The organism is Microbispora triticiradicis, assembly GCF_005864065.1.
Lineage (GTDB): Bacteria > Actinomycetota > Actinomycetes > Streptosporangiales > Streptosporangiaceae > Microbispora > Microbispora triticiradicis.
In genome coordinates this window covers 1-8,823 of record NZ_VANP01000030.1, presented here as the reverse complement: position 1 = coordinate 8,823, position 8,823 = coordinate 1, and the positions used below count along the sequence as shown (strand labels likewise).

The following is an 8,823-nucleotide window of genomic DNA, read 5'->3' as shown; positions in this document are numbered from 1 at the left end:
AGCATCGGTTCTGGTTCATGTGGGATGACCTGGTGCGGGGGGCGATCGGTGCGGTGGTGCTGGTCGACACCCGGCGGTTGGCCGACAGTTTTCCCGCGGTGGACTACTTCGAGGAGGCGCGGCTGCCGTTCGTCGTCGGCGTCAACGGCTTCGACGGGCAGTACCCGCACGCCGAGGACGAGGTGCGGGAGGCGCTGACCCTGTCGCCGCGGATTCCCGTCGTCCGCACGGACGCCCGGGACCGGGGATCGGTGAAGAGCACCCTGATCACCCTCGTCGAGCACGCGCTGACCATGCGGGTCGCCGTACCCGGCGGGGGGCGCGCCTGAGGAAGCGGCCCTCGGCTCGGGCGTCACCGGTCTAGGCGCGGACCGCCTCGACGAGGGTGGCGTGGAACGGCAGGCCGTAGGTGCCGACCAGGCGCAGCCCGGCCGCCCGCAGCAGCGCGTCGTGCTCCGACCTGCTGCGCTCCCTTCCCTGTCCGAACAGGCCGAGCATCCGCATGTCCAGGTCCTTTCCGAAGTGCGCCGAGTCGTCGTCCGGCAGGACCAACTCCACCAGCAGCACCCGGCCGTCGTCACTCATCGCGTCGCGGACCACGCGCAGAATCCTGGTCGCGTCCTCGTCGTCCCAGTTGTGGATCACGCTGCCCAGCAGGTAGGCGTCGTGACCCGCGGGGACCGAGGAGAAGAAGTCGCCCTCGACGATCTCCACCCGCTCCGACAGCCCCCACTCGTCGAAGGCCGCCCGCGCGTCCGGCAGCACGTGCGCCAGCTCCACCAGCACACCGCGCAGATGCGGGTTGGCCCGCAGCGCCGTCGCCAGGATGTGGCCCCGGCCGCCGCCCACGTCCACCAGCGTCTTGACCGACGAGAAGTCGTAGCTCGCGGCCACCCCGTCCGCCATCGGCTGCGACCGCTGGGTCATGAAGTCGTTGAAGATCCGGTTCAGTTCGGGTTCGGTCCCGAGGTGGTCGTAGAGCACTCCGTACTTCTCGACGAACGCCGACCGTCCCTCGCGCACCGTCTTGGTCAGGGTGTTCATGCCGTACGCGAGCGTGGGCGCGGTGTTGAACTGGACGGCCGTGCGCAGCGAGCCGGGCACGCCGTCCACCAGCAGCCGGCCGGCGTCGGTCAGCGCGTACGTGCCGGGGGAGACGGCGGTGAACAGCCCGTTCGCGGCGCACGTGCGCAGCAGGCGGGCGAGGGACGGCGCGTGCGCGCCGCAGCGGGTGGCGAGCTCCTCGACGGTGAGCGGTCCGTCCTTCAGGTGGCCGGCGCAGTCGAGGTCGACGATCGCGCCGAGCGCCGCGGCCCGGTAGAACCCGCGCAGGTGCTCCCACACGACGCTGCTGGCTTCTGTCATGTTCACTACTCCTTGGTCAGATGTGAGGGTGTCTTCACGAGAGGTGAGGTCGTCGTGTGCGGTGGGACCGTGTTGAACTCCTCGGGGCCGAACTCGGGCCTGCCGCGCACCAGGCGGCTCACCTCGGCCCGCAGGTGCACGAACGCGGGCAGCTCCCGGGTCGCGATCTGGTCGCGGGGACCGGGCAGGTCCACGCGCAGGTCGGCGGCGACCACGGCGGGCGCCCGGGTCAGCACCACCACCCGGTCGCCGACGTAGACGCTCTCGTCGATGTCGTGGGTGATCAGGACGATCGTCATGCGGTGGTGCCCGCGTACGGCGAGGACGAGGTCCTCCAGGTCCTCGCGGGTCTGGGCGTCGACGGAGCCGAACGGCTCGTCCATCAGCAGCAGCGAGGGACGGTAGGCGAGGGCCCGGGCGATGGCCACCCGCTGCTGCATGCCGCCGGACAGCTGCCAGGGATACTTGGCCGCGGCGCTTTCCAGGCTCACCGCCGCCAACGCCTCGGCCGCCGCCGCACGCCGGGCCGTCCGGTCGAGGCCGCGCCGCCGCAGCGGCAGCGCCACGTTGTCGCGCACCGACAGCCAGGGGAACAACGACCTGCTGTAGTCCTGGAAGACCACCGCGAGGTCGTCGGGCGTCCCGCTGACCGGGCGGCCCTTGACGCGGACCTCTCCTCCGGTCGGCCGTACGAGCCCCGCGATCGACCGCAGGAGTGTCGACTTCCCGCAGCCCGACGGGCCGACGACGCAGACGAGCTCGCCCTCGGAGACCTTGAGGTCGATCCCGCCGAGCGCCCGGTGGGCATCGGGGCCGCTGCCGTAGGTGTGGGTCAGGTTGACGACGTCGAGCACGGTGTCACCTCAGCCTTTTCGCCCGGCACGCCGGTGCCAGGACAGGGTGCGCCGCTCCACCACGAGGAACGACGAGTTGAGGAGGAAGCCGAGGACGCCGAGCACCGCGATCGTCCCCCACATCCCCGGCAGGTCGAAGTTCTGTTGCGTGTAGATCAGCTCGTAGCCGATCCCGCTGGTGGCGCTGCCCACGAGCTCGGCGACGACCATCAGGATGAGCGCGAGCGACAGGCTCAGCCGCAGTCCCGCGAAGATCTTCGGCGCCGCCGCCGGCAGGATCACCATGACGAGCCGTTCGGCCCGGGACAGGCCGAACACGCGCGCCGTCTCGATGTGGAGGCGGTCCACGTAGCGGGCGCCGTCCACCGAGTTGACCAGGACCGGCCAGATCACGCCGTACACGATGGTGGCGAGCTGCATCCGCGTGTCCGCCTTGAACAGCACGATGAACAGCGGGATGAGCGTCGGCGGCGGGATCGCCCGGCCGAACTCGATCAGCGGGTCGACGTAGCCCGCCAGCGTCCGGGACCGGCCGATCGCCACGCCGAGGGCGATCCCGCCCAGGCAGGCGAGCGCCCATCCGCCGAACAGATGACCGAGGCTGGGCACGAAGTCGGCGAGGGCGGCGTCGCTGAGGAACAGGCGGGCCGGCGGTCCGGAGAACCACAGCTCGCGCAGCCGGGCCAGGATCGCCGACGGCGGCGGGAAGTAGACGGACTCCACCGCCCGCGCGGCGGCCTCCCACACGGCGACGACGACCGGCACCGTCCACAGCCGCACGGCGAGCCCGCGCGCCCGGCCGGCCCACCGGACGCCGCGCACGGCCGTGTTCGTCACTGGGCCACCCCCGCACGCGCGGCGTGCCAGCGGAACAGGCCGCGTTCGGCCCGGACGAGCAGCGCGTTCACGACCAGGCCGATGAGCCCCGCCCACACCGTGGCCGCCAGCATGAGGTCGATCCGGTAGCCCGACCCCGCCTTGATGATGTACACGCCGATGCCGCCCGCGCCGCCGGAGAGCAGTTCCGCGCTGATGGCCACCACCAGCGCGACCGACGCCGCCAGCCGTACGCCGGTCAGGACGAACGGAGCGGCGCTCGGCAGTGCCACCCGCAGCAGCACGGCCAGGCGGCCGAAGCCGAAGGCCCGCATCGTGTCCCTGGCGACCGGGTCCACGTCGTGCAGGCCGTACATGGTGTTGACGAGCACCGGCCAGCACGCGGCGTAGACGACGATCGTGACCTTCATCGCGCCGTCGCCGGCCGCGATGAGCGTGACCAGCGGGATGAGCGCGATGGACGGAATCGGCCGGAGGAACTCGATCAGCGGCCGCAGCCCGATCTCCACTTTCGGCAGGCTCCCCAGCAGCACCCCCGCGGGTACGGCCAGCAGGGTCGCGACGAGGAGACCCTCCGCCCACACCTCGACGGTGGCCGAGGCGTCGTGCAGGAACTCGGAGTCGACGGCGAGCCCGGCCGCCCCGGCGAGCACGGTGGACGCCAGCGGCATGATCTGGGTGTCCATCAGGCCGGTACGGCCGGCGATCTCCGCGACGACGAGCAGGACCGCGACGCCGACGGCGCCGCGGACCACCTTGCTGACGATCATTGCGGCATCGGCACCAGCAGCGGAGTCACGTCCATCTTGGCCTTCAGGTAGCCGTACTCCAGCATCAGGTCGGCCACCCGCTGGATGCGCGTCGGGTTGAGGGTGGACGGGTAGGCGCCGAGGGTGATGATGGACGCCGCCTCCGGTTTGATCTGCGTGTAGTTCGGCAGTACCTTCTCCACGGCCTTGCGGTCGGAGCCGGCGATCTGCTGGGCCTTCACGATCGCGCGCTGGAAGGCGGCCATCGCCTTGGGATACTTCGACAGGATGGGCTCGGTCGTGGTCCAGCCCGCGATCGGGAAGTCCGCCATCGCGCCGGTCATCGTGTCGGCGATCTTGCGGGCGCCCATGTCCTTCTGCACGCCGGTCAGGAACGGCTCGTTGAGCCAGGCCGCGTCCGCCTGGCCCGACGCCAGCTTGCCCGGCGCCTGGGGGAAGGGCACCGGGACGTAATGGACGTCCTTGGGGGACAGCCCGTTGGCCCGCAGGGTCGAGGCGACGGCGAGCTCGCCGATGCTGTTCAGCGACGCGATGGTGACCTTCTTGCCCTTGAGGTCCTTGACCGACTGGATCGGTGAGTCCTTCTTCACCACGATGTCAAAGGTGTCCGGTTTCGCCTGATATGTATCAGCGAGGATGCGGAAGTTCCCTGCTTTCGCCTCCTGGGCCGAAATCACCGTGAAGTAGTTGCCGATTGTGATGTCCGTCGCGCCGCTCACCAGTTGCGGGATGGCGACGGTGGTGCTCTGCACGACTTCGGGCTTGATGGTCAGCCCTTCGGCCTTGAAGAACCCCCTTTCCTGCGCGATGAACAGCGCCGCAACGTCGGCGATGGGGAGAATGCCGACCTTAAGGGTAGTTTTCTCCAGTCCGTTATTGCCGGTCGCTGTCGTATTCGTGTCCGCACCGCCACACGCGGTGAGTGTCAACGCTGCTATGACGCCTATGACGGTCCTGTGACCCGTCAGCCTCATGGAGTCTCCTGGGGTGGGGAAGCGGAGGCGCCCGGTGCGAGAGATGGCGGCACCGGGCGACGGGCGAGAAGCGTAGCGGGACTTAAACCGGGATAACAGGATTAGGAGCCCTATGTCACCAAACTTGTCGGTAAATCCACTATGCCCCGTAACCCGGGGTGTGGTCGTTTGGACCGATGCATGTCCAGAACTTGATTCGGAAATGCCGGGTCCCGCTTGGTGTTGCTCGTACAAAGCTTTCCCGATGCGCCGCCGCGCGAAACTCTCCCTCCTTGGACCGTGCCAAATTATTCGACAGGTTGGTCTATCTCGTCGCCTTATGCTCCAATTGCCGGTGTCTTGTGGGAGGTATCCCGAGTGATAGGTCCGAATCCCATCTAGAAGAACCGCGTGAGGTTGCATCAGTGAGGACGGCAACAGCCGAGAGCGGTCGTCGTAGTGAACGGAAGCCGCCCCCGCTGCCGGCCGGCTCCGAGGCGTCCGCCGGGGATCAGGGAGAGCAACCGGCGCAGCCGGAGCAGCCCGGGCAGGACGCGGGCAGCCGGCTGGCGCTGAAGAACTGGCGGCTGCGCACCCGGCTGCTGGCGTTGATCCTGGTGCCGACCGCTGTCGCGGTCTCGCTGGGCGGCCTGCGGGTGACCTCCTCCATCAGCAGCGCGGCGGAGTACCGCCGGGTGCAGGACGTGGCCGAGCTGATCCTCGGCGTCGGTGACTTCGTCCACGAGCTGCAGCTCGAACGCGACCTGACGGCCCGTTACGTGGCGCTGGACCGCCGGGGCGGGGCGATGCTCTCGCTGATCCGCGACCAGCAGTCGGCGGTCGACGCGGCGGCGCAGCGGGTGCGGGCGAAGGCGGACACCGCGGGCGCCGCGTTCGGCGACATCGGCCGCGCCGACCTCGTCCGCCTGCGCGGCCGCCTCGACGAGCTGCCCGCGCTGCGCACCACGGTCCTGGAGAGCAAGCTTCCCGCGCTGCCCGCGATCGAGAAGTACTCGCTGTTCGTCGCCGACGCGCTGCGGCTGTACGACGAGACCGTGCAGGGCGCCGTGGACGAAGGCGTCATCGCGGGACTCAAGTCGATGGCCTCGCTCGCGCGAACCGAGGAGGAGGTCTCCAAGCAGCGCGCGCTGCTCGCCGCCGCCCTGGTGCGGAACCGGTTCGAGAACGCGGAGATCGACGCGTTCACCGCCGCCCGCGCCCGCGAGGTCAGCGAGCGCAACGCGTTCCTCGCGCAGGCCACGGCCACGCAGCGCCAGCTCTTCTCGGACACCGTCACCGGCCAGAAGGTCGACCGGGCCGAATACCTGCGCGCCCTCGCCCTGAGCCTCACCCGCGACGGCCTGCCGCTGCACCGCATCGAGCCCGGCGGACAGGCCGCGGACACCTGGTTCGACGCGATCACCGAGACCGGCGACCAGATGCACAAGGTCAACCTGGCGCTCGCTCGCTCGGTGATCGGGCGCAGCGAGGAGCTCCAGGCATCCGACCAGAGGGTCGCCGCGATCAACGTGATCCTGGTCGTCGCCGTCCTGATAGTGGTCCTGATCATCACCCTGGTCATGGCCCGCTCGGTCGTCCGGCCGCTGCGGCGGCTGCGCAGCGAGGCGCTGGAGATCGCCGGTCACCGGCTGCCCGACATCGTCCAGCGGCTGCGCGAGTCCGACTCGGCCGGCACTCAGCAGGTGCAGCCGATCGGGGTCATGTCGGTGGACGAGATCGGCGAGGTGGCGCGGGCCTTCGACGAGGTCCACCGCGAGGCCGTACGGCTGGCGGGTGACGAGGCGCGCCTGCGCGGCAACGTCAACGCGATGTTCGTGAACCTGTCGCGGCGCACGCAGACGCTGGTGGAGCGGCAGATCACCCTGATCGACGGGCTGGAGCAGGGCGAGCAGGACGAGGAGCGGCTCGGGAACCTGTTCAAGCTCGACCATCTCGCGACCCGCATGCGCCGTAACAGTGAGAACCTGCTGGTCCTCGCCGGGCAGGAGACCGCCCGCCGCTGGAGCCGGCCCGTCGAGATCACCGACGTCCTGCGGGCCTCGCTGTCGGAGGTCGAGGGTTACGAGCGGGTGGTGCTGAACTTCCCCTCGGACGTCTCGATCGCCGGCCAGGCCGTCAACGACGTCATCCACCTGATGGCGGAGCTGGTCGAGAACGCGCTGTCGTTCTCCGCCCGCGACACCCGGGTGGCCGTCTCGGGCAACCGGATCGACGGCGGGGGCGTGATGATCTCCGTCACCGACTCCGGCATCGGGATGACCACGGACGAGATCACCCAGGCCAACTGGAGGCTGGCGAACCCGCCGGTGGTGGACGTGTCGGTGTCCCGCCGGATGGGCCTTTTCGTGGTCGGCCGTCTCGCCATGCGCAACGGCATCCGGGTGCAGCTCAGGCCGCACGACGGGGGAGGGCTGACCGCCATGGTCCTGCTGCCGGAGAGCCTCATGGGCCGCGCGTCGTACCCGGAGCAGTCCTACGCGGGAGCCTTCGCGCCCGCCTGGAGCGGGCAGACCGGCCAGTCGTCCGGCTGGAACGACCGCCCGCAGGGGCTTCCCGCGGCGGCGCCGGCGGCGCTTCCCGCCGCCCGGCAGCCCGGGGCGTTCTCGCGGATGCGCCCGTTCGAGCCCCTGCCCGGCGAGGCGACCGGCCCGATTCCCACCGTCTCCGGTTCCGCTTTCTCCGGGTCCGCCTTCTCCGCTCCCGCTTTCTCCGATCCCGCCGTCTCGGGTCCGATCACGGCCCAGTCCGGAGCGTTCTCCGTCAACACCGGGCCGGTCCCCATGCCGTCCGGCCCCGTTGCCGGTCCCACGCAGACCGGTCCGGTGTACGGAGCGCCGGTGGGAATGGGTGGAGCGCCGCCGGCGCCGCCGGCTGAGGAGTTCCTGCCGATCTTCGCCTCCGTGGAGTCGGCGTGGTTCCGGCGCACGCCCGCCACCGACACCGGTCCGTCGGAGTGGCAGCGCGAGCAGGCCACGGACGCGGGATGGCAGGCCGCCGCCGCGGCCGCCGAGAAGCCGGCCTGGGAGGGCACGACGACCTCCGGCCTGCCGAAGCGGGTCCCGAAGGCCAATCTGGTGCCCGGCTCGGCGGATTCGACCGGACCACAGCAGCCGCCGGCGGCGCCGGCGGCGCAGCAGACGCCGCCGGCGCCACAGCAGCCGCGGCCGCCCCTGTCGCCGGACCGGGCGCGCAGCCGTCTGTCCAGCTTCCAGCAGGGAGTACGGCAGGGGCGGGCGGTGGCCCGGGGCGAGCTGAGTGAGGACGAGGGCTATCCGACGAAGAAAGGGGACGGCGCATGAGGGAGTTGAGCCAGGGCGCACGCGGCCTGAACTGGCTGATCAGTGATTTCGTGAGTGCGGTCCCGGGGGTCGCGCACACCGTGGTGGTGTCGGCCGACGGGTTGCCTCTGGCGTTCTCGAACGGGTTCCCCAAGGATCGGGCGGATCAGCTGGCGGCGGTGGCCGCGGGGTTGATCAGTCTGACGCAGGGGGCGTCCCGGGTGTTCGAGGGCGGCCCGGTGGTGCAGACGGTCGTGGAGATGCAGCGGGGTTTGTTGCTGATCATGTCGATCAGTGACGGGTCGTGTCTGGCGGTGCTGGCTGCGGCGGACTCGGATCTCGGTCTGGTGGCCTATCAGATGACGTTGCTGGTGGAGCGTGCGGGGCAGGTGCTGACCCCCGCGGTCCGGGCCGAGCTGCAGGCCTCCCACCCGCGGAGGTGACGCATGGACCCCTGGGGACAGCGGCCCGGTGGCCCGCTCCCGGAGGAGCCTGCCTCCCCGGTGCGCCCGTTCACCGTCACCGGCGGGCGTACGACGCCACGTATGCAGCTCGCGCTGGAGGCGCTGGTCTCCTCCGCCACGACCACGCACTACGACCTGTCCACGAGGCCGCCGGAGCACCGGGCCATCGCCTCCCTGTGCCGTCAGGTGCGGTCGGTGGCGGAGGTGTCGGCGTTGCTGCGGATTCCGCTGGGTGTGGTTCGTGTGGTGATCGCGGACATGGCGGCGGAGGGGTTGGTGCA

The 8,823-nt window shown here is 70.5% G+C and carries 9 protein-coding genes; 4 read left to right on the top strand and 5 right to left on the bottom strand.

The genetic code is table 11. The annotated features are described in order from the left end of the window. The coding region (locus FED44_RS35260) for a GTP-binding protein (RefSeq protein ID WP_208759340.1) at positions 1 to 329 on the top strand (329 nt) is incomplete at its 5' end. Positions 330 to 360: 31 nt separating this feature from the next. Here the strand turns inward: FED44_RS35260 and FED44_RS35255 are convergent. Genes FED44_RS35255 through FED44_RS35235 form a run of 5 tightly spaced genes read right to left on the bottom strand, consistent with a single transcriptional unit; the run spans position 361 to position 4,800 of the window. Further along, entirely contained in the window at positions 361 to 1,365 is a 1,005-nt protein-coding gene (locus FED44_RS35255) for a methyltransferase (protein WP_111702057.1), read from the bottom strand. 5 nt (positions 1,366 to 1,370) lie between these two features. After that, a complete protein-coding gene (locus FED44_RS35250; RefSeq protein ID WP_138463383.1) occupies positions 1,371 to 2,219 on the bottom strand; it encodes an ABC transporter ATP-binding protein in 849 nt (282 codons plus the stop codon). Between the two features lie 9 nt (positions 2,220 to 2,228). Then, complete coding sequence (locus FED44_RS35245; RefSeq protein WP_244302548.1) at positions 2,229 to 3,056, bottom strand: ABC transporter permease; 828 nt, start codon at positions 3,054 to 3,056, stop codon at positions 2,229 to 2,231. Then, complete coding sequence (locus FED44_RS35240; RefSeq protein ID WP_111702049.1) at positions 3,053 to 3,826, bottom strand: ABC transporter permease; 774 nt, start codon at positions 3,824 to 3,826, stop codon at positions 3,053 to 3,055. The genes FED44_RS35245 and FED44_RS35240 overlap by 4 nt, the downstream gene beginning before the upstream one ends. Next, positions 3,823 to 4,800, bottom strand: a complete 978-nt coding sequence (locus FED44_RS35235; protein ID WP_244302546.1) for an ABC transporter substrate-binding protein — start codon at positions 4,798 to 4,800, stop codon at positions 3,823 to 3,825. The genes FED44_RS35240 and FED44_RS35235 overlap by 4 nt, the downstream gene beginning before the upstream one ends. A 404-nt stretch (positions 4,801 to 5,204) precedes the next feature. On the opposite strand from FED44_RS35235, the gene FED44_RS35230 reads away from it, so the two are divergent. The 3 genes from FED44_RS35230 to FED44_RS35220 all read left to right on the top strand — a co-directional run. Next, the gene (locus FED44_RS35230; protein ID WP_244302545.1) at positions 5,205 to 8,099 is read left to right on the top strand and encodes a sensor histidine kinase; all 2,895 of its coding nucleotides are present in this window, start codon (positions 5,205 to 5,207) and stop codon (positions 8,097 to 8,099) included. Beyond that, the gene (locus FED44_RS35225; RefSeq protein ID WP_138463381.1) at positions 8,096 to 8,521 is read left to right on the top strand and encodes a roadblock/LC7 domain-containing protein; all 426 of its coding nucleotides are present in this window, start codon (positions 8,096 to 8,098) and stop codon (positions 8,519 to 8,521) included. Before FED44_RS35230 ends, FED44_RS35225 begins: the two co-directional genes overlap by 4 nt. A gap of 3 nt (positions 8,522 to 8,524) precedes the next feature. Next, positions 8,525 to 8,823: DUF742 domain-containing protein (locus FED44_RS35220; RefSeq protein ID WP_138463380.1), on the top strand; the 299-nt coding region annotated here is incomplete at its 3' end.

What these genes read in the sequence shown, in the direction of transcription:
- FED44_RS35255 (WP_111702057.1), bottom strand. Translation starts at nt 1,365, where the DNA reads ATGACAGAAGCCAGCAGCGTCGTGTGGGAGCACCTGCGCGGGTTCTAC.
- FED44_RS35240 (WP_111702049.1), bottom strand. Translation starts at nt 3,826, where the DNA reads ATGATCGTCAGCAAGGTGGTCCGCGGCGCCGTCGGCGTCGCGGTCCTG.
- FED44_RS35235 (WP_244302546.1), bottom strand. Translation starts at nt 4,800, where the DNA reads ATGAGGCTGACGGGTCACAGGACCGTCATAGGCGTCATAGCAGCGTTG.
- FED44_RS35225 (WP_138463381.1), top strand. Translation starts at nt 8,096, where the DNA reads ATGAGGGAGTTGAGCCAGGGCGCACGCGGCCTGAACTGGCTGATCAGT.